The organism is Methylocaldum szegediense (assembly GCF_949769195.1).
In the GTDB taxonomy this organism is placed as follows: Bacteria; Pseudomonadota; Gammaproteobacteria; order Methylococcales; family Methylococcaceae; genus Methylocaldum; species Methylocaldum szegediense.
Genome location: NZ_OX458333.1, coordinates 1887299 through 1911139, shown reverse-complemented (window position 1 = coordinate 1911139; position 23841 = coordinate 1887299). Strand labels below are relative to the sequence as shown.

The following is a 23841-nucleotide window of genomic DNA, read 5'->3' as shown; positions in this document are numbered from 1 at the left end:
GGGTTATAGATAGTCCTGGATGTCGACGGCGTTTCATCCGGGTTGCGCTGGCAATGGAAGGTAGGCCCGCATGCAGCGAAGCGCAATGCGAGGGTCGGTAAGGTCGCTCGTCCCGGATTACGCTGCGGCTTCATCCGGGCTACATGGGCGGTGGTTGGGTAGCCCACATGCAGCGAAGCGGAATGCGGGGGCGGTAAGGTTGCTCGTCCCGGATTACGCTGTCGCTTCATCCGGGCTACATGGGCGATGGTTGGGTAGCCTGCACGCAACGTAGCGGAGTGGGGGAGAAACAGCGCGTCTCAGATTCTTCCGAGCAGCCGGAAGCCTCCTTTCGTCAAGCTCCGCACATCGTTCAGCACGGCGTAGCAGGCCGGGATCAGAACCAGGGTCGCTGCCATGCCGAACAGCAGGCCGAAGGTAAGGGAGAGTGTCACCGGCACCAGGAATCTGGCCTGTTCGCTGGTTTCGAACAACATTGGGAAGAAACCGGCCAGGTTGGTCAGGGATACCAGGATGATGGGGCGAAAACGGGCCGCGCAAGCTTCGGAGATGATCTCGTCCAAGCGCCCGCTTTCGTTGCCCCGCTTGCGGATGTAGTCCAAGAGCACGATGCTGTCGTTCACTACGACGCCGCTGGCAGCGACCATGCCTACCAGCGACTGGAAGGACAGGGTGAGACCCGAGGCCCAGTGGATCAGCACCGCGCCGAGCCAGGCCACGGGCACGGCGAGCATGAAAACCAGCGGTTGCAGGTAGGAACGGAAGCTAACGGCGATAAGGGCATAGATGGCGGCGAGCGCGATCAGCGTGTTGCGTTCGAGCCCTTCCGCCACCAATTCGGCCTCCTCTTTGGCCGCCCCGCCGGAGATCGTGAGCGAGGGATAGCGGTCTTGGAGTTCCTTGAAGAAACCCTGTTCCAGCTTCTTGAACAAATCGTCGCCCTTGAACGGGGCTTCGTCGTTGAGGCGCACGTGAAGGGACACGATGCTTTGACGGTCCTCCCGGGTGAGGGCGCCGAATCCGGGCGCGAAACTGACGTCGGCCAAGGCGCCGAGCGGTGCCTGGCCGCCGTCCGGCAGGCGCACCGGCAATGCGCGAAGATTCTGGAGAGATTCCCGTTCGCGGCGCGGATAACGCACCATGATCTTGACCTCGTCGCGGCCGCGGATAAAGCGCTGGGCTTCCTCGCCGTAATAGGCGTGGCGCACCTGCTCGGCGAGATCGCGCAGCCTGAGGCCGAGGCGTTCCGCTTCCGGGGTAAGGCGCAAGCGGATTTCGGGTTTTCCCGGCCGGCGGGAATCCTCGATTTCCGCGATTCCCGGGAAGCTGGCGATCTTGGCTTTGAGCGCTTCCGCCGCGGCATCCAGGACCGCAGGGTCGGGAGAACCCAGTTCCACTTCCAGATCGATCACGTCCTGCTCGGTAGGCGTATGGAAATCGGGGCGAAAATCGCCTACGTCGCCGACGTAACGGTACCAGCGTTCGATCAGTTCGCGAATGTGAAACCGGCGGCGCGCCTCGCTGGAAAATTCGACCCACACAGTGGGATCGGTTTCGTTCACGAACACGTCGAGCCCTTCGACCACGGACGGCGAACCGGGCGGCTGCAAGGCGTTCAGTTCGGCCTCGGCCTTGTGCAGCGCGTCCACGAATTGCCGCACCTTCGCCTGGGTTTCCGCGTAAGGCGTGCCCAGGGGCGGGTTCAGGTGCACGTGGAAATTGTCGTAGCCTACGTCTTCTTCCAGAGAGACCTTGACATAGTCGGCATGGATCAGCGCCCAGCCCAGGAGCACCGCCCCGGCGAACAGGGCCACCGTGGCATAGCGCCAGGCCAGCACCCGCCGCAGGAAAGGCTGGTAACCGCGAATCATAACCTCGTGCAGGCCGCGGTTGAGGATGGCGCGAATCCGTGCCAGGGCGCTCGGCGTCTCGCGCCGTTTCGCGGGTTCGGCGGCGAGATGCGAAGGCAGGATCAGCAAGGCTTCGACCAGCGCGAAGGCGAGCGACAGGATCATCACCACCGCCACCGGCTTCATGAAGCGCGTGGCCCAACTGGGGGGCACGAACAATCCGGGCAGGAAGGCGATGAGGCCGATGCTCACGCCGAGCACGACCGGCACCGCGACGTCCCGCACGCCCCGAATGGCGCCTTTGAGGCCGGTGATTCCGCGGCTCTGGAGCTCGTATACCCGTTCGCTGACGATGATGGCGTCGTCCACCAGGACCCCCAGGGCAAGCAGGAAACCAAACAGGGAGAGCATATTGAGGGTCACCCCGGCGGCCGGCATCCACCACAGCGCCCCGAACACCGAAATCATGATGCCCACCGCCGCCCACAGCGCCACCCGAGTGCTCAGGAACAGCATCAGCACGAGCAGGACCAGCAGAAAGCCGGTGACCGCTTCGAATACCAGCGTGTCCAGCAGTTCGGCGAAAGAGCGCGCGTTATCGCGCCGGGTGATGACTTTGATGCCTTCGGGCAGGCGCGGCGCCAGCTCCTCCACGTATTCCTTCACCGCCTTGGCCGTTTCCACCAGGTCGTGCTGAGCGAGCACGCCGATGGTTTCGGAAGGCCGGCCGTCGCTTAAGTTTTCGGTGCCTTCGTCGGCGAAGCCATCGGTTACCGAGGCGATATCACCCAGCTTGACCGTGGTGCCGTCGGCATAAGTGCGCAGGGTCAGGTCGAGCAGGGCGTTCCGGTCATAGGCGGTGGCCTTGGCGCGCAACTGGAACTCCCCGGTCGGCGCACGGACCACGCCGCCGGGAAGGTCCAGCGAGCTCCGGCGTATCGCTTCGGCGACGTCCGATAGGGTCAATCGATGCTGGCGCAGCCGTTCCGCCGAAACGTCTACCGAGATTTCGTAGGCGATGGTGCTCCAGAGCTTGGCCAGACGCACGCCCTCCAGCCGGCCCAGATCGTCGCGTACCCGCTCCGCCAGCCGCCGTAGGGTGAGCATGTCGGTGTCGCCGTAAAGCACGACCGAAATCGCCGGGTATTCCCAACTGGTGTCGTCGATATCGATCTTTTCGACGGCACGGGGCAGGTTGCGCAGAGTTTGCGTACGCGACCGGATGTTCAGGGCCAGATCCTTGGTGTCGTAGTCCTGTTGAACGTAGACGACGATCAGGCACTTGCCGTCGAGTGCCTCGGTGCTCAGGCGCTTGATCCCGACCAGGTCGTGAATCGCCTCCTCTATGGGAATGCAGACACTTTCCTCGACTTCCGAAGGACCTGCGCCCGGATACTCCGCGCTGATCCGGACCGTGGTGGGCGCGAAGCGCGGATAGGCTTGCTTGTCGACGTCCTGCAGGCTCAGGGCACCGCCGATAAAGATCACGATCATGAGAAGGTTGGCCGCCACCGGATTGGCGGCGAACCAGGCAAGTACCGAGCGCCGGCCGAAGGAACCCGGGTTCATGATCCCTTCCTTGCCGAAGTATTGGCCTGTACCGCGCCGTCCGGCGCTTTGACCGTGACCCGCATACCCTCCACCGGCAGATCGATGCCCGAAACCATCACGGTTTCGCCGGATTCGATTCCGCCGGTGACCACCACTTCGTCGCGCTCGCTACGCACGATTTCGACCGTGCGGAGCCGCAAGCGCCCCTCGGCGTCGACGACGTAGACCTGGTATCCCGCGCGGAGTGCCGCTCGTGGCAGCCGGATCAGATCGTTGCGCGGCAGACCTTCGATTTCGGCGTGCACAAACAGACCTACCGCCAGCGGCGGCCGACCTTTTCGGTAGCCGTAAGGCTCACGCACTTCGGCCACCGCATAGAGCATGCCGGTCTTGTCGTCTAAGGCGCCTTCGGTGCGGACGATCCGGCCCTCCCAAGCGTGAACTTTGCCGCCGAAGCGGGCGCTCAGGGTGACGGCGGGGCCCATCCGTTCGTCGCGCCCGTCGGCATAGCTGAGCGGGAGATCGACGAATTCCGCCTGATCGGCGGGGATGGGAAGCCGAACTTCGGCGACGTCGGTAGCGTACAACCGGGCCAGGGTTTCGCCGACGGCTACGTATTGACCGATATCGACCTGCTTGCTGCGGACGCGTCCCGCGAAGGGCGCGTAAAGCTCGCAGCGCGCGCGTTTGAGCCTGGCTTCGGCGAGCTCGGCTTCGGCAGCGGCGAGCTTGGCTCGCCGCTCTTCGAGATGCGGTTTGTGCAGCACAAAATCGCTCGGTTCGCCGCCGCCCAAAGCCTGCCACTCGGCCGCGGCTTGCTCGGCTTCCTCCTGTTCCCGCAACAGCTCTTTACGGGCTTCCGCCACCAGTGCCTGGGCCTTGGTGACGGCGTAGTCGTAGTCGCGCGGATCGATGGCCAAGAGCACCTCGCCGGACTTGAAGAAACCGCCCGCGGCGAAGGCCGGATGAATCCGGATCACTTTGCCGGAAATTTCCGTGACGAGATTGATTTCGGTGCGCGGGGCGACTACCCCTTGGGAATGAATGTTCAGCCTCACCGCCTCGGGGCGGGCCATGACGGTTTCGATGGCCGGCGGCTCCCGTTCCGCCGTCTTCGGCTTGATTTCCGCCTTGTTCTCGATCAGCGCCCAGGCGCCCATGCCGCTCAGGGCCAGGAGCACCGACGGAAGAAGAAATTTCAGAGTAGAGGCCATAGGTTTCAGAGACACAGCTTGGTTTAGGCGGGGGACGCGAGGCCCGGGGTCGGAGGAACCGGTATTCGGCCCCGTGTGTTTTGAGTACCGTTCGAATTCCGGGCACGAGAGGCGGTTCTTCCAGTCTCGGGCCTCATACTCCCCCTCCCAGCGCCAGATAGAGGCCGATCCGGTTGTTGAGCAACTGCCGTTTGATCGCAAGATGAGCGCTTTGCGCGTTCAGGGTACTGCGGTAGCTGTCGAGCAGGGTCAGGATTTCGATGAAGCCGTGGCGGTAGGAATAGATCGCCAGTTTCTGGCTTGCTTCGGTCTGCTCGACGGCTTCCCGGAGCGCCTGTTCCTGCTCTCTCAGCCATTCTTCCGCGGCGAGCGACTGTTCCACTTCGCGGAAGGCGTTGAGCGCCGTGTTCTTGTACCGATTGAGCGCTTCCTCCGTCAGTGCCCGATTCAGCCGAATCTCCCCCATGATCCGCCCGCCGGTGAAGAGTGGCTGGAGAAACCCCATCGCGACGTTCCAGACCGCCGCGCGGGGGTCGACCAGTTCGGTCAGGGCGGGGCTACGGGTGCCGCCAGAGGCGGTGAGCGCAATACGCGGCAGCAGGGCCTTCTCGGCGCTCTCCAGCCGAAAATCGGCGGCGCGCAGCCGCTCGAACGCGGCGATCACATCGGGACGTCGTCCGAGGAGTTCCGAAGGCACGCCGGCCGCGAGCGGAGCGGGCGGATCAGGCAAGGACGCCGTCATTGTCAGATCGGCCGCCGGATAACGTCCCAACAAGACTTCCAAAAGCCGGGTCACCGCCTGAACCCGGTTGCGCGCCTCAGCCAATTGAGCTTCGGCATTGGCGAGATCGGTGAGCGCAAGGCGCAGGTCGAGGCCGCGGGTAAGGCCGCGGGTGAATCGCCCGCGGACCAATTCGACGATGGTGCGGCGATCCCGTATCGATTGTTCGGCGACTTCCGCCTGGAGCTTGGCCTCGGCCAGTTCGAAATAGACCTGTGCCGTTCGTGCTGCGAGGGAGAGGCGCGCAGCGTGAAAGTCGGCTTCGGTCGCCACGGCTTCGCTCACGGACGCTTGTTGAAACGCGCGTATCCGCCCCCACACGTCCAATTCCCAGTCCAGCGAGAACAAGGCTTCGAAGGCACCGAACTCGGTCGAGCCGAAGCCGGCACTGCGCACCTGGGCGCGTTCATAGCCGGGAGCAAAATAGAGCTGCGGCCAGCGGCCGGCACCGTCGATACGGGCCTGTTGCCGCGCGGCTTCCACACGGGCCGCCGCGGCCTTCAGGTCATAATTACTCGCCAAAGCCTCGGAAACCAGGGCGCTCAGCGTTGCATCGGCGAAGGTTTCGACCCAATGCTCGGAAACCGCTTCTTGCGGACTCGTCGTAGCGGTCCAGGCCGAAGGGATCGGGGCGCCTACATCGTTCACATCCCGCTCGGGTATCGTTCCACACCCGCCCAGCAGAGCGAGAACCAGGCCGCAGAACGTGATCGATAGCCGGGACGGGCCGATGCCATCCATCGTGACACTCATCGGCGGATCGGGTCGGTGACAGTAGTCGGCAGTCTGTTGGATTTCGTACGCGGCTGGCTTTGGCCGATGAGATCCGCGAAGTCTTTGTGTCGCCGGATATCGATTGTCGAGTAAGCCGACACTCGAGTACGATTGTGATGAGCGTCATAGGAATGGCCCCGAAGGTCAGGGCGCAGGCGATAAAATGCTCGGAATCCGGCCTGCATAAGGCGCATGAATAGAACCGCCGGCGTTTCCGAAGATGCGACGGAATCGCGTGTGTGGCGCATAAGCTTCGTTCCCCCCTTCTCCGCCTCGTCATGAAATCGATGTTTGGTAGAGATAAGACGAACGAGCCGGCCAAACCCCGCACTGTCGGCGAAAAAATTCTTGAGGGAAGGCACGCGCCGGAAGCGTGTGATGTCACCCAGGTGTCAAATTATTAACCCAGACTATAAATATCGGCCGAGTTAATCTGGGGCAGGGATACCCGCCGCGGCAGCAAGCCGCGTGAGCCCAGGCCGGGCGTGTACCGGCCTGGATGGCAGTCCGTATATACCAGGAGGGTATGTAGAGCCTATCCCAATAGGCTTCAGAAACCCTTGGACGGGCCGTCCTGAGCTCCGTCGAAGGGCTCAGGGCGCATGGCCTATTGGGATAGGCTCTTACGGGCCTGATGAATAAGACGATAGCGTCGAATTACGAAGCGGTAAAAGGAGCGAATCATATGGAAAAGGGAGCTATTAAGTTCATTGGAAGAAGGGCGGTTTATCGGGTCCCGTACGAATGGGACGGATGTCCCGAAGCCAGGCGGCGAGAGTCCGATCGGTCGTGTCAAAGTGATAACACGCGTCGGCCGGATGAAGAGGCAGTTCAGCGGAGGAATCTGGCTGGCCGTGAGTGACCGCAGGTCGGCAAGGATGTGAAAAAGCTTATTTCATTATCGGTACGGTCGCGCCGTTTGGGCTCTAGCAGGAGAGCGTCATTTCGTGCAGCGCTTTCGGATGTGCAACCCTTCTGCTACGCTTGGGTTACCCCCGCTGTGTTGAACTGGGGGCTGGACCGTCGATACCGATGAACAACCCATAAGGAGGCGAAATATGAGAATTCGGTGGATTCTCCCAATGACGGGAGCGTTGGTTTTGACTGTGAGCGGGACGGCTTATGCCTGGGACGCCCACACCGACCAGGCCATCGAGCACGCGGCACAGGCGCTGGCCCATGGTCAGGATAATCACGCGCCGCAGGCGACCCAGCACGCGGAAGAAGCTCTCACACATGCCAAGGCCGCGGAGAAATACCACGATGAAGCTACGAAGCATGTGAAAGAAGCGATCGATCATCTCAACCAGGCGATCGAGCACGGAAAGCAGGGGCATGCCGACATAGCTGCCCAGCATTCGGATGAAGCGTTGAAGCATCTAAAACTGGCTAGATAAGAACTAGAGATCGCGCTTCAACGTAAGCGGGCAGGGGACACTTCCCTGTCCGCTTTTCTATGTCCATTTGAAAATCGGTCTTGGCGAAAAAAGCCGCCCGTGAGGGGTGTCCGTCGACGGATAGACTTACCTTCAGCGATCTCCGGCCGCGGACCTAGGACATATCTTCAGCCAATCCACACGGTCTTGATATTCACGAATTCCCTCAAGCCGTAGATACTCAATTCCCGGCCGTATCCGGAGTTTTTCACCCCGCCGATGGGCACGCGCGGATCGCTTTTTACTAGTCCGTTAACAAAGGCCGCGCCGCATTGGAACCGTCGCGCGAAATCTTCACCTTTGCGCGGGTCGCGGGTCCAGACCGAGGCGCCGAGTCCGTAGCGGTGCCGATTGGCCATCGTCAGTGCCTCCTGTTCATCGCGGACACGGACGACGACGGCGACGGGCCCGAACAGCTCTTCCTCGTAGGCCGGCATGCCGGGTGTTACCTGGTCGAGGATCGAGGGTTCGTAAAAATAACCAGGACCCTCCACCGGCTTGCAGCCTAAGACCGGTACGGCGCCTTGGCGAATGGATTCGGCGACCAATCGATGGAGGCTGTCGCGCAGATCGCTTCTGGCCATCGGACCGATTCGAGTCTCCTCCCACGAAGGATCGCCAACGGTCAGCGACTGGACCTTGTGCTTGAACAGCTCTAGGAATTCGTCCGCAATGGCATCCACCAGAATGAACCGCTTGGCTGCGACGCAGCTTTGGCCGCAGTTCTGGAACCGCGCGGTCAGCGCGGTGGTCGCGGCGAGTTCGAGGTCGGCATCGGCCAGAACGACGAACGGATCCGAGCCGCCGAGTTCCAACACGGTCTTCTTGATGCTTGCTCCGGCTAGGGACGCTATCCGTTTTCCTGCCCGTTCGCTTCCGGTCAGGCTGATCGCGTGGATGCGGGCGTCGTCGATGAGTTTTTCGCTCTGGGCGTGCGATATCCTGAGCCACTGGAACACGCCGGCGGGGAAATCTGACCGACGGAAGAGCTCTTCGACGGCTTCAGCGCATTGAGGCACGTTCCAAGCGTGCTTGAGTAGGACACAATTGCCCGCCGCAAGGGCCGGTATGCCGGATCGGAAGACCTGCCAGAACGGGAAATTCCAGGGCATGATGCCCAAAATCGTTCCGAGAGGCTGAAACGTCACGTAACTCCGGCTCGCGTCGGTCTCGGCGGGTTCATCGCGCAAGAAACGTTCGGCATTTTCGGCGAAGTATTCGGACACCCAGGCACATTTTTCGATTTCTGCGCGAGCCTCCTGAATCGGCTTTCCCATTTCCAGAGTGATTTTCGAAGCATAAGCATCCAAACCGTTCCGCAGCTCGGCGGCAATTGCTTTCAGCCGTTCGCAACGCTCGCCGACGCGGGTTGATTGCCAGGCGGGCGCTGCCTCGGCAGTCTGCCGCATCGCCTGTTCCAGTTCGTCTTCCGTCCAGGTGGTGTAACGTTTGAGCGTTTCACCGGTAGCCGGATTGATGCTGATGTAGTCCATCGTTCTCCTCGCAAGTGGTGATTCGAGCATAGATTCGGAGCGCGTCTTCCGGATGGGTATGTTCTATCGCGATTCGTATCGGTATTGGACCCATGGGAAGCGCGTGAGTTATGGTTTACGGCTAGTGTTCTGTTACCCGTCGAAAGCGGGATAAAACTTACGGAGTTTGCCCGCGCGTCGACGGTGGTAAACCACCAACCCAAAGAGCCAGCCATGAGCACCGAACCATCGCTCCTTGCACCTAGCAATCGATGAGTGTTTCTGTACTCCTCATGCCTGACGTCCACTCGGTTAAAGCGCGTCGTCCCGGCAGGGATTGCCGGGGGCCAGATGACGGGGATGTAGACGCCTCACCCTCCTTGGTCTCTGGATTTCGGCAATCCGCGCCGGAATGACGGTTCTGCGGGCTTACTTAGAAACCTGTGTCTATCGGGAGAGAGTAGGCCGGCAATTCTTTGCCGACAAAGCCGTTGGTCCAACGGCACCGCCGGGATAGATCGCGAATCCTTTCGCGACATGACCCCGTTCGGCCCACGGCCTGGCTCTCGATAGCCAAATCGGTTACGACTTACTGTTCCGATGGTTCCTCCGTTTTCGCCGCATCAGCCGCCTCGGCCTGCTGCTTCTTTTTCCGCGGCCTCCACAAGCCGCCCGAGGCGTAGCAGTTCCATCCCCAGCGCAGCCAGTTCAGCAGCGTGTAGGCCAGCCACAAGGCCCAAGCCAGCATCAGTACGCGATACACCCAGAGCGGTGCCGAGATCATCCAGGGGCGGGGAAGCATCGGGTCGCTGCGGTCTTGATACCAGTTCAGACGATAAGGGCCCGAGCCGTTGCCCGCGATTTGCATGTCCGGCAGCCCTAGCAATCCTTGGCGGACTGCGTCCAGCAACAGGGAGAGCGCGGCTAGAGTCAGCAGGGCGAGCCCCAACTGGAGCAGATTGAACCAGGTATCGCGCAATCCGGCTCCGGCGTTCGCCCGCCACCCCAAGGCCAGCAGCCATCCGACTACGACGATGCCGCCGATCACCGGAATCTGACTGAGGCCGATCAACAGCAGGAACCACTGCCATGTCTTGATCGGCGCCAACGGCAGCCGTCCCAATGCGATCGAAACCAGGGCAATCACGATGAGGACGCCCCAGAACAATACGGCCGGCCCGAAGCGGGGACCACCTGTTAGCAGCACCCATCGATCTTGGCCTACCGAAAACGTGATCGAGCTGTTCACGCTCGGCGCGCCGAGGTCGATTTCAGGGGAGACCAAGCGGCTGCGAATTCCGTTTGCTTCGCGCCACACCAGGGTCGCGGTTAGTTCGCCCGGGCGCAGCGGCAGCGTAACCAGGCGCCCGTGTTGGCGAATCGGCTGAGTGGTGCCGTCGATGGCCACCGATTGCAGTTCGGCCTGTTCCGGCAGTGTCACGGTATGCTGCCCGCCCTGTGAGCTGCGCAGGCTAAGCGTCAGTGTCGCGTCCGATGCATGTGTGCCCGAATTCAGTTCGAAGTGGCTGCGGTCTATCGTCAGCGTATTGCCCGGCACGCTTTGTGGCCGAGTCAGATGAAGTGTGACCGACTCGCCCGGCCATGGGCGCCATTCCGGGAGCCAATTGCCCTCGGCGTCCTGATGATGGACGACGACCAGTCCTTCGGACTCCATGTGCCAAATTGGGCTGACATCCGCCCGCCAAACCTCGGTCCAGTCAGTAGTATGCGGTGCTTCAAGAACGATTGCGGTTTTTTTTGCCAAAACCGATCCCCAACTCACCTGGCGTTGGCCCGGCAGCAGATTGACCATCACCTTGCCGTCATCGACTTGTAGCCCAGGCGTGACCACCGATTCTCCCTCGATGAGCGGAATGGCGACGGCTACGGGACGGTCGGGCGGCGAGGCCCGGCGGACTACCGTGACCGCGCGCCAATCCAGGCCGATCTTGAGCGTGCGTTCGACTTCGAGGAACGGCGGTAAAGGCCGGGATTCCAGCGTCGGCAACTCCGATCCCTGTCGGTCGCCGTTAGGAACCCTGACCAGCTGCAGCTGGACCTCGGGAACGCCGTTCTCGCGAATGCCGTCGATCCGCCAGCCTTCGCCCGTGGCTTCTACGCGACGCGGTTTCAGCGGCAAGGGGATTTGCAGCTGATCGCGACCAGGCAGGGGCCCGGAGAGCATGACGATATGACGCCCCGGCTTTAGCGCCAGCCAGAGTCCGCCTTGCCGGTCGCGGAACAAGGCTTCCGCTGGGGTCTTGTCGACCTCGACTCTGGACGGGATCCATTGCGCGGCGTTAACCGGCAAGGGTAGGGCGATCGTTTCCTGCGCGTGGATTTCCAGGGTCTGCTGGAGCCCTGAGCGCGTGGCGTCTATCGTGAGCAGCGGGACCTCGACGCACTGCGGCAAGCAATCGGATGGCGCAAGCAGGCGCGATTTCAATTCGTCCAGCAAAGCCTGATCGGGAAATTCCGCGTTGGCGTCTGGGACGAACGAGATCAGAGGGATCAATAGCAGCGGCATTGCCGCGCGTGGGAGTGAAGGCGGTAAACGCGGCCTGCCGCCCGAGAACAGCAGGGCCAGGGCAATCACGAGCACGATGCGCGAAATATTGAGCACGAAATTGACCGCCGGCGAGAGCAGTACCAGGCCGATTTCCTGACCGCGGAGGACGGGACCGCTCCAGCCGAGCTGAATCGATTTCCATGACCACTCGGGAAGACCAGGGCCGGTTTGGGTGACAGCGTTGGGATCGGTTTCCCTGAAAGCCCGGTCACGCCGGTCCGGTACGGCAGGAGCGGCCCGACGGGGTTCGGATCCGTAGAGTTTCGATTCCGGTGCATACGAATCCGTGGCTTTCGGTGCTTCGACTGCGGTTTCCGCCTGTTTCCGAAACATGACGGGAGCGGGAGCGGCTGAGGGCATTTCGAACCAAGGCTGCTCCAGTTGCGGATAGAGCGCGAAACGGGCCTGATCCACCATGAACGGAATCGCGATCAGAACCAGTGCCAACAGCGCCAGATTCCGGTAGATCCGAACCAACAAGGCGATTCGCCCTTTCGGCAGAACCGTCAACAAGGCTGCCGCCGCTAGAATGTTGAGCCAGACGTAGCGCGGCGCGTCGGGCTCGTGCCAGAGCAGCGCCAGGGCGACCAAGGTGAGGGCGGCAGATGGCCAGGACCACAATCGCGCCGCTGCCATGGTCGTGATCAGTACTACGAACAAATCGAGCAGCGTCCATCGCGCGATCCAGGTGTCCGGTGCGTAGTCCACTCCGGTAGCGGCGAGCAAGCGCCATCCCGGAGGTAGGTTGAGTTCCGCACTCACAGACTGGAAATCTTTGTCCCATCCGGTTGCGGAAAGCGTTCGGACGTCGCCAATTCGGCTGTCGGCCGAAAGGTTGACCGCTCCGCGTCGCACCTCCACGCCGACCGCCCCGGTCTCGTCTTCGCGCGTAATGGTTTGCGGCTGCCCGTCGATGGCGACCCGGCCGAGATCGACGCCTGGGCGTACGTTGAGCCTCCAATCCCGGGTCATCCGCCCGCCGATCATGTCGTTCACGGTATAGCCGCCGCCGTCGAAATCCAGCCAGATGCGCCGGTGTAAGGTGAGACTGTCCGGTTCAGGTTCCGGATCGCCGCGCCGGATCACGCGTAGATTCATGGTCGCATCGGATTCCATACGGTAAGCAGGGAGCGATTTCCAGTCATTCGGAAGATTGGTCTGACGCGGATCGACGGCGGGAACGCCCTCGACTTCGACCACGCGCAACTGCGGGCGTGCATCGAAAACCCAGATTTCCTCGGCGGGCCAGGGCGCATTGCTCGGAGGCCGCGGCAGCGACTCCACCGGCCCCGGAAAGCGGGACGTGAGCTCTACGCTCCAATGTCCGGGACGGAGCTGCAAGCGCAGTTTGTTGTCCGGCTCCAGGCGGGCGGGCAGAGGCGACGAGACCTGCAAGGGGATCGAGTCGGTCGGCAGTGCCCCATCGAGAAGGATCTCGCGCTGTTTGCCGGATACGTCCAAATCGATATGCGTCACCACGCGCAGCGGGGTGCTGTCAATGATCCGCCGATAAACCTGTACGTCCACGGTCTCGGCTCTCTCCGATGATCCGGCATCGCCGGACGCCTCGCGGTAGATCCATAACTGCCCCTGCTCGTTGAAGGCGGGGAAGGGGACGGATTGGCCCTTGACCGTCAAAGCGATGATGCCCGCATCGGTAGGCACCGCGAGATTTTCGGGTAGACGGTCCCAAACGAAACGGCCCCTGACGATGTGCTCCCCAGGCGCGAGACGGATGCCAGGGCGGTTCTCGACGGTAGCGACTACCGCCGGTTTCCCGTCTACTTCGACCTGCTGCGGCCAGTGTTCGGCGTCGCCCGGAAGAGCCAGCCACCCGTCCGCGTAAACGCGGGCCGTCAAGGCGAAACGACCGACACGATCGTCTAGGACTAATTCGAGTCCGGTCGGCCAAACGCAGCGCCGCTCTTCGGGGTTGCCGTGTACCAGCGGGCAAGTCCGATTTTCGTGACCGCGCAAGACCCAGTCGGTCCAGGGTTTAAGAGGGGCGGGAACGGAGTCTGGTGCCAGCGGAGCCGCCAGAGCAATGACCGAAAACAACAGGAAAGGAAAGACCAATAACGCCGACCGACGAAACATGGGGTTCTCCATCTGAAGGGCCAAAAGCGAGGTAGGGCCGAGATTCTTGTTATACAGATGCGTAAAGGTAGTGTAACGCCGGAAATGCGTCTATCGCGAAAGATGATCGAAAGCTTAGTGATGTGTCGGACAGTATGCGCTCGGATTTAGCGCTCACTCCGTCACCCGTCGAGCGTGGAGTAAAGCTTACGGAGTTCGACCCACTCGTCGGCGGTGGTAAGCCATCACTCCTAAAGAGCCAGTCCTGACCGCCGAACCGTCATTCTTTGGATCCAGCAATCTGGAAGTGATGCCGCACTGGCGCGCAATGATCCCGATGCATCGGTGATACCCGCGAGTTTAGCGATTACTGGCATCGGCAGGCTTGCGCCCCTTCGCCGAGTCTCAAGGAAAGACCGACCGTGTGTTCCGGGAGATCGACCTTGACTTCGAAGAGGCGATGACCCGAATGGGCAAGGTCGGTAAGCGTTTGCGTCATTTCATCGAGGATGCGGTGCAGCCTCCCGCCATCCGTAAGGGGCGGATGCGGATTCGAGGCGAACAAAGCGTGAGCCGGACGTGATGAGACATGCCCATCCGCTAAACGTGAGCCGATGCCCGTATGGCTGACGTACAGCTCGAGTCGAACGCCTTTTGTAACAATAATTTGACATGGTATCGAGTAAAAATCAAAATGCGGCGCTCACGTTTTCTCGTCACGAACGGGAGCGTTTGCCGGACGCTATTGTTTGGAGTCTATCCGAGTTGATCGTGGATCCCGAGCTTGTCGAAGAGATTCTTGGCGTCTACCGGGACGGGTTCCAAAACGAGGGTGTTCGGGTGTTTTTCGTTTCTTGGGAAGCTCTGAACGAGTGGATTCCGTTCATATTTCTCGCCCGGTTCGGGAGTGCGTTCGGCATGCTGGTCGAACGGTTCGCCTTGAGTCAGTGGGGGGCTCAGCCAGGGTTTCCTTGGATCTCAGAATAATCAGAGAGGAAAAAGAGGATAAGAATGAAACTGAAATATTCACTGTCTGCTTTGGTATTGGCCGCTGCGGCGGGTGCTGCAACCGCCGAGGACGATCCAGCTGTCGCGCGCACCGTCGAACAGGTGAAGATGCTGGACGCTCTGTATAAGACTGCGGTCGTGCTGATTACCGAGCATTATGTGGAAAATCCTTCGTCCATCTCGGCAGCGACGGCGTCTAAGCTGCTGTTTGCAGAAATGAAGAAGAACGGGTTTCATGAGGTCCGTCTTCTTGGGTTGACGGATCAATTGACCAATCCCGAAGAAAATACCCCGACGGGCAATTTCGAGGAAACAGCCAAGGAAAAACTGCTGGCCGGCGAGGAGTACTATAAGCGTGTGGTCAACGAGGGCGGCAAGCGCTATCTCTACATGGCCACAGGAATTCCGGTTGTCATGGAAAAGTGCGTGATGTGTCACGCCAATTTCAAGGACAAGACCGGTCCTATCGGCGCATTGGCCTATAAGGTTCCGGTGATCGAATAACCGTCCAAATGTAGGAAATGCGGCTCTATTAACCCGGCCTATAAAGATGAGTCGGCCTAATCCGGCGCGGCGACCAGCCGCGTGAGCCCAGGCCGGGTGTTTACCGGACTGGGGGACGGCCTGTAAATACAAGGAGGGTATTTACAGGCCTGATTAAAAGAGCCGCGTTTCCTTTCCCCCCTTAATTCCTCCCCGTCGTCTCGAATACCTCTCGCGGTGCACCGTTGCGGCGTCGCCGGCGTATCATTTATTCATTTCTCTTGAAGCGAACGGTAAAGGAGTTCGATTATGTTCGATCCAGCACGTTACGGTTCGGTTTTTCAGCCGCTGTTAGCCGAAGAACGCTTGAATCCGCTCGGTCCGGGAACGCCGAACGAGTCGGTTTACCCTTTGCTCAAGGCGCTGTCGGTCGATGAAGCGTTTCTTCCCCACGAGGTGAAAGATGCCAGTATGGCGAAATGCTGTCTCGCCGGGATATGGCTGTATCACGACTTCCTCGATGAGAGCCATCGCATCAGCCAGTCCGTTTCGACATCTACCGGCAGCTATTGGCACGGCATCATGCACCGCCGCGAGCCGGACAGTTGGAACAGCAAATACTGGTTCAATCGGGTGGGGCAGCATCCGGTTTTTCCGGATTTGTGCGAGGCGGCAAAAAGTCTCGCGGAGCAGGCGTCACTGCTTCCCGAGACGCGGTTTTTGGTGGAACAGCGGCAATGGGACCCGCATCGGTTTGTCGACCTGTGCGAGGCCAGCCGCACAGGTAAGAGCCAGGCCGAACGCCTGTGCCGGACCATACAGCTGAAAGAATGGCAGCTGCTGTTCGATTATTGCTACCGCCGGGCGATCGGCTCGTAAGCCGGCACCGCGCCCGGCGTGCCGATTGACGAGGTCCTTCATGCAATCTTAAGCACTTTCGCGCCGCGAATCCTACGGGTTTTGAGATCGAGCAGCGCTTGGTTCGCGTCTTCGAGGGCGTATTCCTCGACTTCGGGGCGAATGGGAATCGCGGCGGCCAGAGCCAGAAAATCGCCGACGTCGCTTCGGGCGACGTTGGCTACGCTCTTGATTTCCTTCTCCATCCATAAATGGCTTGGATATTCGAGCTGCAGCAAATAGTCCTTGTCGACGTCTTCCTTGCGGATCGCATTGACGACCAGGCGTCCGCCAGGAGCGAGATGTCTTAGGGATTCGACCACGGGTTTCCAGACCGGTGTGGTGTCGATGATGGCGTCCGCTTTTCCCGGCGGTTCGTCGGTCCAGTCGCCGGCCCAGGCTGCGCCCAATTCCAAGGCGAAGGCCCGTTCTTCCGAATTTCGGGCGAACACGAAAACCCGCGTGTTCGGATAACGGTGGCGAACCATCATCAGAACCAGATGGGCCGAGGCGCCGAAGCCGCTGAGTCCTAGCGTTTCGCCGTCCTCGAGTTCGGTCAGTTTGAGCGAGCGATAGCCGATCGCTCCCGCGCACAGCAAAGGCGCCGCTTCGACGTCGGAAAAGGCATCGGGAATGGGGAACACGAATTCTGCCGGGGCGGTTATGTACTCCGCATAGCCGCCGTGGGCATCGCGACCGGTGGCTTCGAAACGCTCGCAGAGATTTTCGTTGCCTGCCTGGCAGTGTGCGCAGACGCCGCAGGCAGAGTGAATCCAGGCGACGCCTACGCGATCGCCGACGGCGAACCCTGTTACGGAGGAGCCGAGCTCGGCCACCCGGCCTACGACTTGATGTCCCAGAATCATCGGGAGCCGGGCAGGGGGCGTGCGGCCTTCGATTTCGTCGAGTTCGGTATGGCAGACCCCGCAGACAGAGACATGGATCAACAGCTCGCCGGAACGCGGAACCGGCTTCGGCCATTCCGCGAGAACCAGAGGTGTCGGATTTTCCGTCAGCGTGGAAATTCTTTCCAAGACCATCGCTTTCATGACACGACCTTTGTAAAAACGTCTGGCGGAATTACCGCTGTCGGATTTGCTCGCTGAGTTGCGCGTCGAGGTAACGCGTGATCGCATAAGAAACCGGCCAGAACACGGTGTCGACGGCGCCGCCGAAAGGCAGCATGAGACCCGCCACGATGCGTTCGGTGGGGCTCGGTTCGAGATGCATCTCGAAATCTTTCTTCAGTGTCGCCCGATCGTTCGTCAGCAGTGCATATTGGAGGCGCGAGTCGTGAAAGGCCATCGGCCGGTCCGATCCGGTCACGCTGAGACTGGTGCAGCCGGCTAACGCCATCGTCGCGATCAAAGTGAACGGAGTTCGCATGAAAGAAAGGTTCGTCATTTCAGAGCCAGCATGCCGCAGAAGTTATACCAGCGGAAGAATACGTCGCAGGTTTTGAAGCCGTTGCGCAGCAGCAGTTCCCGGTTTTCCTCGAAATGGTAGGGGACCAGCACGTTTTCCAACGCTTCCCGCTTTTGCGCGATTTCGAGTTCGCTGTAGCCGTTGCGTTTCTTGAACTCGTAATAATGCTTGATGAACAGCCGGTTGATGGTCGAATCCTGGCTGAGCACTTTTTCCACTAGAACCAGGCAGCCGCCGCGGTTCAGGCCGTGGGCGATGCTGGAAATCACGCGGTCGCGGTTGAGCGGACGGACGAATTGCAGCGTCAGATTCAGGATGACCACCGAGGCGTTCATGATCGGGACACCGTCGTCCAGGTTCAGACAGATCAGCTCGTAAGGATGGGATACCCTGCTTTCTTGTAGCTTTTTCCGAGCCTTGTCCAACATCTCGGGCGAGGAGTCGATGCCGATGAAGCTGACGTCTGCTGGCACGATCGGATCGAGCCGGATGAAGGTGTTGCCTGTCGAACAGCCTAGATCGTAAAGATTGGTGGAGGGTACGGCGAAATCGCCGGCAAGCTCTCCGATCATGCGCTGAATCTCAGCATAGAACGGGACCGAGCGATCCAGCATGTCGTCGAACACCTCGGCTGTTTCGCGGCCGAAATCGAAATCCGTCACCAGAGTACGTTTCTCCTTGAACAACTCGTCTTTGATCATCGTTTCAATGGGATTCGTTCGCCAGACCTTCCGGCGTGTCTTGGCCCGCTTTGTAGAAGCGGCGCATACCGACCGCTAATAGGACGATCAATACGCTCATCCAGGCTGCCGTAAGATAGCCGATTATCCCGTCGTATGACCCGATCAGAAACGACCAGTTTCCGCCCGGAACGCCGTTGGTCGCCGCCTTGGCGGTCTTGATGGCGCACACCCATCCGGCGTGTATGCCGATACAGTATCCCAAGCCCATCGGGAATGCCATGCGGATATGGGCAAGAAAGACGCCTGCGAGAAAGAGCGCGAGAAACGACGAGAGATCCAGATTCGGGAGGTGAGCCAGGGCATCTCCCACGAGCCGAAAGCCGGTAGCCCATTCGACATCGGCTGCGACCGGTTTCATGTCGCTGCGCAGGAAATGGAGCAGGGCAAAGTAAAAGGCGCTAACGACCGAGGCCGTTGCGGCGCCGGTAGCCTTTCGGAGGGATGCGAACAGAATTCCCCGAAACATCGTTTCTTCGATGGTCGCCACGATCAAGCCTATGACGAGCGCCTTTAGAGCGGTCAATCCAAGCCGTTGCGTGTTCGCCCAAGTGTCCAGATCGAGCTCACGGACATCCAGGGCGACCAGCGCCAGGGCGTGAAAGCCGAGCATGGCGATACCCAGAGGAATGCCCGACGCGACCTGACGAAACAGCCTGGACCTAGTTTCGACCCCGATATCGCGGCGGCCGAGGCAAAAGACTCTCGCCGCCACAAACGCGCTAACAAGAAGCAATAACTGACCGCATCGGTTTACCAGGCTCTGAAATCCAATCGCGTTATCGGCGATCCAATAGACCGGGTAAGCTAAAAAAGCCGCTGACAAGGCGCAAGCAAGCACGACTGCTAATGGTGCAAGCGCCGCCGAAAGACGTATTCCGAGAGAAGGCATAAGGAGGGCTTTGGGACGAAGATGCTCTAAAAAGGTCGACTAGGCGCGTCAAATTGGGGGAAAGTCTATCCCATGTGATGGACGGTGGCTAAGAGCGGTAACGTTAGGGCGCGGAGAGGGACAAATCGCACCGATCGCGTCCGCGTACGATGCGCGTCCTGAGCTCTGCCGAAGGGCGGATCGCTTCGCTCGCCGCATCCTACGACCAAAAAGTTGTAGGGTGCGGTGAGGGACGAACCGCACCGATGGCGGCCGCGAGCGATGCGGTTCGCTTCGCTCACCGCATCCTACGGCCGATAACATTTGGGTGCGGTGAGGCACGATAAACCGGCAGGTTGGATTTGGCGAGATCAGAATCCGAATGGGCTTACCCCGCTCGAAACGGACAAAAAGACGCCCTGGTGATAGCTCGCATGATGTGATCATCGGATCGGGAAACCGCATTTTCATCACTCAGGACCAGATCCGTCGGCCCCTCGGCGCACGTTCTCGAACCGGCCGAATTCCAGCAAAATCGTCGGCATCAACAACAGATTGAGTATCGTGGACGAGACCAGGCCGCCGATGATGATCGCGGCCATGGGACCCATGATCTCGCGTCCCGGATTGTCGCTGTCGATGGCGATGGGCAGCATCGCGAGCGCGGTGACCAGTGCGGTCATTAGGATTGAGGGAAGCCGTTCCTGCGCCCCCTGAATCGCCGTATCCAGATTCCACGGCTTGTTTTCCAATTCCACCAGGTGCCGGTAATGCGAAATCAGCATGATCGCGTTACGTACCGTAATGCCGAACAAGGTGACGAATCCGACCATCGACCCGATCGAAAGCGTGCCGCCGGTCAGGAATGCAGCGGCAATGCCTCCGGCTAGCGAGAACGGCAGGTTGACCAAGGTCAGGAGCGTGTGGCGCACGCTGTCAACGGCCAGGAAGATCAGCACCATAACGCCGACGCCGGACAGCAAGGCGTAGGCGGTCAGTTCCCAGCGCGCTTTGCCTTGTTCCACAGCGGCTCCGGTGAACTCGGGATAGATTTCCGGCGGGAAATCTATGGAGTCTAGCGTTCGCCTGCGAAGCTCATGCATGAACGAAGCTGGATCCCGACCCGCCACGTTTGCCGTCACCGTTTGCACGCGCTGCCCATCCTTATGGAGGATGTTGTAGCGTCCGCTGACCTGCCGGATATCGGCGATTTGGCCGAGTTCCACGATCAGGCCATCCGCGGTCCGTAGCGGTATGCGGGCTACCGATTCCGGATGGCGCCGCAGCTCCGATGGCAGAATCACGGCGACCTCGTAAGCCCGGTTGTCCAGATAATAGGAACCGACCACGCGGCCTTGCAAAGCCGTTTGGAGCGCGTCGGCCACTTCCAGCGGTCGCAGGCCGTAACCGGCCAGATCATAGAGTTTGAGCCGAATTTGCAGCTGCGGCGTGTTGGGGGGCGATCGCAGTTGTATGTCGACGGCGCCGGGGATGGTTCGAATCAGATTGGCGACCTCGCGTGCTTTCCGATCGAGTTGGTCGAGGTCGGTCCCGTAAAGATTGACTACGACCGGCGCGGTGTAACCGGAGATCGTTTCGTCGACCCGTTCGGTTAGAAAGGTATTCGCTTCAAACAGGATTCCAGGGAAATCGCCCAAGATTCGTCTGAGCCGGTCCAGCACCGATTGCTGGTCTTTTCCGGAAAGAGGTTTGAGCCGGACTTCGTATTCGCTGTAATGGCTGCCGTAAGTGTCGGCGCCGCGCTCGGCCCGGCCGGCCCATTGGGATACCGACTCCACTTCCGGGATTTGGAGAAACTGCCGGGTCAGTTGTCCGCCTATGCGGAGCGACTCGTTCAAGGATGTGCCCGGTAAGGCCGTGGTGTGGACGATGAAATGGCCTTCTCTAAGCCGTGGGAGGAATTCTCCGCCGAGATTCGTCAGGGATAGAAGCGCGAGTCCGCAGATCACCGCGCTTATCCACATCGCGGCTTTCGGCCTTCTCGCCGTAGACTTCAACAGAGCCGCGTATCGGGGCTGAAGCCACCGAATCAAAGGTGGGGTTTCGTCGGTCCGGCTGTTTTTCAACAGGATGTAACAGAGTGCGGGCGTGACCGTCAGCGCGACCAACAGGGACATCAGAATCGCCAGAATATAGGCGTAACCGAGCGGGGCGAATAAGCGCCCGGCAATGCCCCCCAAGGTCAACAACGGCACGAATACCAGCACGACGATGAAGCTCGCGTACACCACCGAGCTGCGTACTTCCATGGAGGCCTCGTAGATCACGCGGAACACCGAGCGTGGATTGGCGCGACGGCGGTTTTCCCGCAGGCGCCGGAAAATGTTTTCGGTGTCGATAATGGCGTCGTCCACGACTTCGCCCAGAGCGATGGCCAGTCCGCCTAGGATCATGATGTTGAGATTGACGCCCAGATTCAGCAAGGTCACCAAGGCGGCTACCAGCGACAGCGGAATGGCGAAGGCGGAAATAAATGCGGTGCGCCAATCGAACAAGAAGGCGTAAAGCACCAAAATCACGAGAAAGCCACCGACCGCGAGGTGTATGGCGAGGCTTTGCAAGGAGCGCTCGATGTAATCCGCGGGCCGGAACAGCCGTGGATGGAGCTCGATACCCTGCCGCGCCAAAATCTGCTGGAATTCGGCGAGCACTTCCTCAAGCTTTCGAGAGACGTTCAGCGTGTTGGCGCCGTATTGGCCGATGGCCATCATGACGATACCGGTTTTTCCGCCGACGGCCGCCGTGCCGATGGGTGGCTTCGGTGCCGTAGCGACGGTCGCCACATCGGCCATCGTGATATTGGCTCCGTTCCGGCGCAGCAGTACGACGTGCTTCAAGGTCTCCTCGGCCGCCGGAAGGCCGATGATGTTCAAGCTGATACGCTGGTTGTCGTTCTCCACGAACCCTGCTCCGGGCATTCCCGTCGCCTCGCGGGCTGCGAGCACGACATCCGCTACGGCGAGGCCGTAGCGCCGCAGTTTGTCCGGATCGATTTGGATCTGCAATTGGCGGATTTCGCCGCCGAAAACGTTTACGTCGGCAACGCCCGGTACCGCGAGCAGGCGCGGCACGATAGTCCAGTCCACTAGATCGCGAAGTTCCATCAGGCTGCGAGTCGGCGAGGTCAGTCCTATCGTCAGGATCGTCGCTGACGACGAGGAGAGCGGCACCATCACCGGCGGACCGGCCCCGGCCGGCAATTGGCCGGACAGCATGCTCAGGCGTTCGCCGACCAATTGCCGATCGCGGTAAATATCAGTGCCTTCCGCGAAAACTGCCGTTACCGCCGAGAGACCTTGAATCGATTCGGATCGAACGCTTTCCAGGCCGACCAGCCCTGCTAACTGTCTTTCGATGCGCGAGGTGACCAGGGTCTCTGTTTGTTCCGCAGTCAAGCCGGGGGCTTCGGTTTGAATGACGATCCGGGGCGCGGAAAATTCGGGAAAGATGTCCAGATTCGCTTGATCGAAACGGAGCGCGCCGTAAACCAACAGTACGAGGGCGAGGGCTAGGATCACGCCACGCCGGTGTACGGCGAAGCGGATGATGGCTGACAACATCAGTCGTCATCCTCGTCCGGAATGTCCGTCCGGAACTCCTCGGAGAGCAATAGCTGCGCGCCGGTTACAACGATCTCGTCGCCGGCGGCAAGCCCGCGGTCGACGAACCAGAAACCGCCATACTCATGATGGGCGGTGATTTCGGTTCGGGTAAACGTACCGTCTTCGGACCGTCGATAAACCCAGGGTTTTCCGCTATGCCATACGATGGCCGAAGGTGGAACGGCGACGCCGGTTAACGTTTCACTCGAAGCCGGCAGCCAGGCATTGACTCGCATTCCGGCGCGCAGCCGGTCGCTTGGGGCGTGGAAGAAATAGGTTTCGCCTTGCACGAGGTCGTCGGTCTTCGGGGCGGGAGAAATGAGATCGGCCTGATGAGCCGCGCTCCGGTCGCTTTCTCGGGCGACAAACAACGACCGCTGGTTGGGCGGTAAGGTGTGGCCGCTCGGCAAGGCGATCAGAATCAATACCCGGCTGCGGTTCAAGAATTCCTGAAAAAGCGGTGATTCGCCGTCGAAGGCGATACGGGTCAGGCTATCGCCCCAGGCTTGCTGGGCTTCATGGCGGATTTCCTGCATCAACCGCCGGGCCGCCTGGAGCCTGGCGTGATCGGACTGGTATTGCGCCTCGGCTTGTGCCAGATCGCGGCTGGCGACAATGTTTTCGCGGTGCAAGATCATCAGCCGGTCCCGGTTTTTTTGAGCCAATGCCAGGGCAGCGCTTGCGATTTCGGCCTCGGTGGCGGCCGCTTGGTAGCGGACCTGCAAGGCCAGCAAAGGCTGAATGTCGATGACCTTGCCGTAAGCCATGATCTCCGGCTGAAACGTTACGGCGGTCAAGATGTCGGTAACCAGTCCGCCGACGTTTTGTTGCTCCTCGGTCAGCCGGACGGTTGTGGTTCTCGGGGACCCGTGCTCGGATTTTTGTATCGCCGCCGATTGGCTGGGGTGCTTGCTTAGGGCGTCATCGTCGTCATTGGAAACCGCCTGAAAGGTGGAAATGGTCAAAATCAGAACGGCCGGGACGATAGGACGCAAGAGCGGCTTCATCGAAAAGTCGTAAAGGCACGGATTCGAAACAAAAAACATGAACCGGAAGCCGCGAGACTATAAC

General features: G+C 60.4%; 16 protein-coding genes. 5 read left to right on the top strand and 11 right to left on the bottom strand.

Features of this window, described 5'->3' with window-relative positions:
• Positions 1-299: 299 nt before the first annotated feature.
• From QEN43_RS08110 to QEN43_RS08100, 3 genes are all read right to left on the bottom strand, one after another.
• Entirely contained in the window at positions 300-3419 is a 3120-nt protein-coding gene (locus QEN43_RS08110; RefSeq protein ID WP_317963927.1) for an efflux RND transporter permease subunit, read from the bottom strand.
• Positions 3416-4615: an efflux RND transporter periplasmic adaptor subunit gene (locus QEN43_RS08105; protein WP_317963926.1), complete on the bottom strand. Its 1200-nt coding sequence runs from the start codon at positions 4613-4615 to the stop codon at positions 3416-3418. Before QEN43_RS08105 ends, QEN43_RS08110 begins: the two co-directional genes overlap by 4 nt.
• 133 nt (positions 4616-4748) lie before the next feature.
• Positions 4749-6149: an efflux transporter outer membrane subunit gene (locus QEN43_RS08100; protein ID WP_317963925.1), complete on the bottom strand. Its 1401-nt coding sequence runs from the start codon at positions 6147-6149 to the stop codon at positions 4749-4751.
• A gap of 1079 nt (positions 6150-7228) precedes the next feature.
• Between QEN43_RS08100 and smbP the strand changes: the two genes are divergently transcribed.
• A complete protein-coding gene (gene smbP, locus QEN43_RS08095) occupies positions 7229-7567 on the top strand; it encodes a small metal-binding protein SmbP (protein WP_026611894.1) in 339 nt (112 codons plus the stop codon).
• Positions 7568-7734: 167 nt separating this feature from the next.
• On the opposite strand, the gene QEN43_RS08090 is transcribed toward smbP, so the two are convergent.
• Positions 7735-9099, bottom strand: coding sequence for an NAD-dependent succinate-semialdehyde dehydrogenase (locus QEN43_RS08090; protein ID WP_026611895.1), 1365 nt, complete (start codon positions 9097-9099; stop codon positions 7735-7737).
• Between the two features lie 568 nt (positions 9100-9667).
• Positions 9668-13744: a hypothetical protein gene (locus tag QEN43_RS08085; protein WP_317963924.1), complete on the bottom strand. Its 4077-nt coding sequence runs from the start codon at positions 13742-13744 to the stop codon at positions 9668-9670.
• 403 nt (positions 13745-14147) lie between these two features.
• On the opposite strand from QEN43_RS08085, the gene QEN43_RS08080 reads away from it, so the two are divergent.
• The 4 genes from QEN43_RS08080 (at position 14148) to QEN43_RS08065 (ending at position 16093) form a co-directional block, all read left to right on the top strand.
• Positions 14148-14306, top strand: a complete 159-nt coding sequence (locus tag QEN43_RS08080) for a hypothetical protein (RefSeq protein WP_156912898.1) — start codon at positions 14148-14150, stop codon at positions 14304-14306.
• A gap of 89 nt (positions 14307-14395) precedes the next feature.
• Positions 14396-14710, top strand: a complete 315-nt coding sequence (locus QEN43_RS08075; RefSeq protein ID WP_026611898.1) for a hypothetical protein — start codon at positions 14396-14398, stop codon at positions 14708-14710.
• Positions 14711-14734: 24 nt separating this feature from the next.
• Positions 14735-15235 (top strand): c-type heme family protein, encoded by a 501-nt coding sequence (locus QEN43_RS08070; RefSeq protein WP_026611899.1) that lies wholly within the window; start codon positions 14735-14737, stop codon positions 15233-15235.
• A 288-nt stretch (positions 15236-15523) separates the two neighbouring features.
• Positions 15524-16093, top strand: a complete 570-nt coding sequence (locus QEN43_RS08065) for a hypothetical protein (protein ID WP_026611900.1) — start codon at positions 15524-15526, stop codon at positions 16091-16093.
• A 38-nt stretch (positions 16094-16131) separates the two neighbouring features.
• Here QEN43_RS08065 and QEN43_RS08060 read toward each other — a convergent pair whose 3' ends face one another.
• From QEN43_RS08060 to QEN43_RS08035, 6 genes are all read right to left on the bottom strand, one after another.
• Positions 16132-17160, bottom strand: coding sequence for a zinc-dependent alcohol dehydrogenase family protein (locus tag QEN43_RS08060; RefSeq protein ID WP_026611901.1), 1029 nt, complete (start codon positions 17158-17160; stop codon positions 16132-16134).
• A 31-nt stretch (positions 17161-17191) separates the two neighbouring features.
• Positions 17192-17497, bottom strand: a complete 306-nt coding sequence (locus tag QEN43_RS08055) for a hypothetical protein (protein WP_026611902.1) — start codon at positions 17495-17497, stop codon at positions 17192-17194.
• 14 nt (positions 17498-17511) lie between these two features.
• The gene (cmoA, locus tag QEN43_RS08050) at positions 17512-18237 is read right to left on the bottom strand and encodes a carboxy-S-adenosyl-L-methionine synthase CmoA (RefSeq protein WP_051332035.1); all 726 of its coding nucleotides are present in this window, start codon (positions 18235-18237) and stop codon (positions 17512-17514) included.
• A 4-nt stretch (positions 18238-18241) separates the two neighbouring features.
• Positions 18242-19012: a CPBP family intramembrane glutamic endopeptidase gene (locus QEN43_RS08045; protein WP_162144356.1), complete on the bottom strand. Its 771-nt coding sequence runs from the start codon at positions 19010-19012 to the stop codon at positions 18242-18244.
• Positions 19013-19617: 605 nt separating this feature from the next.
• Positions 19618-22728 carry an efflux RND transporter permease subunit gene (locus QEN43_RS08040; protein WP_317963923.1) on the bottom strand — a complete coding sequence of 1037 codons (3111 nt, stop codon included), beginning with the start codon at positions 22726-22728 and terminating at the stop codon, positions 19618-19620.
• Positions 22728-23777 carry an efflux RND transporter periplasmic adaptor subunit gene (locus QEN43_RS08035; RefSeq protein ID WP_317963922.1) on the bottom strand — a complete coding sequence of 350 codons (1050 nt, stop codon included), beginning with the start codon at positions 23775-23777 and terminating at the stop codon, positions 22728-22730. The genes QEN43_RS08040 and QEN43_RS08035 overlap by 1 nt, the downstream gene beginning before the upstream one ends.
• Positions 23778-23841: the final 64 nt, after the last annotated feature.

What these genes read in the sequence shown, in the direction of transcription:
- QEN43_RS08110 (WP_317963927.1), bottom strand. Translation starts at nt 3,419, where the DNA reads ATGAACCCGGGTTCCTTCGGCCGGCGCTCGGTACTTGCCTGGTTCGCC.
- QEN43_RS08105 (WP_317963926.1), bottom strand. Translation starts at nt 4,615, where the DNA reads ATGGCCTCTACTCTGAAATTTCTTCTTCCGTCGGTGCTCCTGGCCCTG.
- QEN43_RS08100 (WP_317963925.1), bottom strand. Translation starts at nt 6,149, where the DNA reads ATGAGTGTCACGATGGATGGCATCGGCCCGTCCCGGCTATCGATCACG.
- smbP (WP_026611894.1), top strand. Translation starts at nt 7,229, where the DNA reads ATGAGAATTCGGTGGATTCTCCCAATGACGGGAGCGTTGGTTTTGACT.
- QEN43_RS08090 (WP_026611895.1), bottom strand. Translation starts at nt 9,099, where the DNA reads ATGGACTACATCAGCATCAATCCGGCTACCGGTGAAACGCTCAAACGT.
- QEN43_RS08085 (WP_317963924.1), bottom strand. Translation starts at nt 13,744, where the DNA reads ATGTTTCGTCGGTCGGCGTTATTGGTCTTTCCTTTCCTGTTGTTTTCG.
- QEN43_RS08075 (WP_026611898.1), top strand. Translation starts at nt 14,396, where the DNA reads ATGGTATCGAGTAAAAATCAAAATGCGGCGCTCACGTTTTCTCGTCAC.
- QEN43_RS08070 (WP_026611899.1), top strand. Translation starts at nt 14,735, where the DNA reads ATGAAACTGAAATATTCACTGTCTGCTTTGGTATTGGCCGCTGCGGCG.
- QEN43_RS08065 (WP_026611900.1), top strand. Translation starts at nt 15,524, where the DNA reads ATGTTCGATCCAGCACGTTACGGTTCGGTTTTTCAGCCGCTGTTAGCC.
- QEN43_RS08060 (WP_026611901.1), bottom strand. Translation starts at nt 17,160, where the DNA reads ATGAAAGCGATGGTCTTGGAAAGAATTTCCACGCTGACGGAAAATCCG.
- QEN43_RS08055 (WP_026611902.1), bottom strand. Translation starts at nt 17,497, where the DNA reads ATGCGAACTCCGTTCACTTTGATCGCGACGATGGCGTTAGCCGGCTGC.
- cmoA (WP_051332035.1), bottom strand. Translation starts at nt 18,237, where the DNA reads ATGATCAAAGACGAGTTGTTCAAGGAGAAACGTACTCTGGTGACGGAT.
- QEN43_RS08040 (WP_317963923.1), bottom strand. Translation starts at nt 22,728, where the DNA reads ATGTTGTCAGCCATCATCCGCTTCGCCGTACACCGGCGTGGCGTGATC.
- QEN43_RS08035 (WP_317963922.1), bottom strand. Translation starts at nt 23,777, where the DNA reads ATGAAGCCGCTCTTGCGTCCTATCGTCCCGGCCGTTCTGATTTTGACC.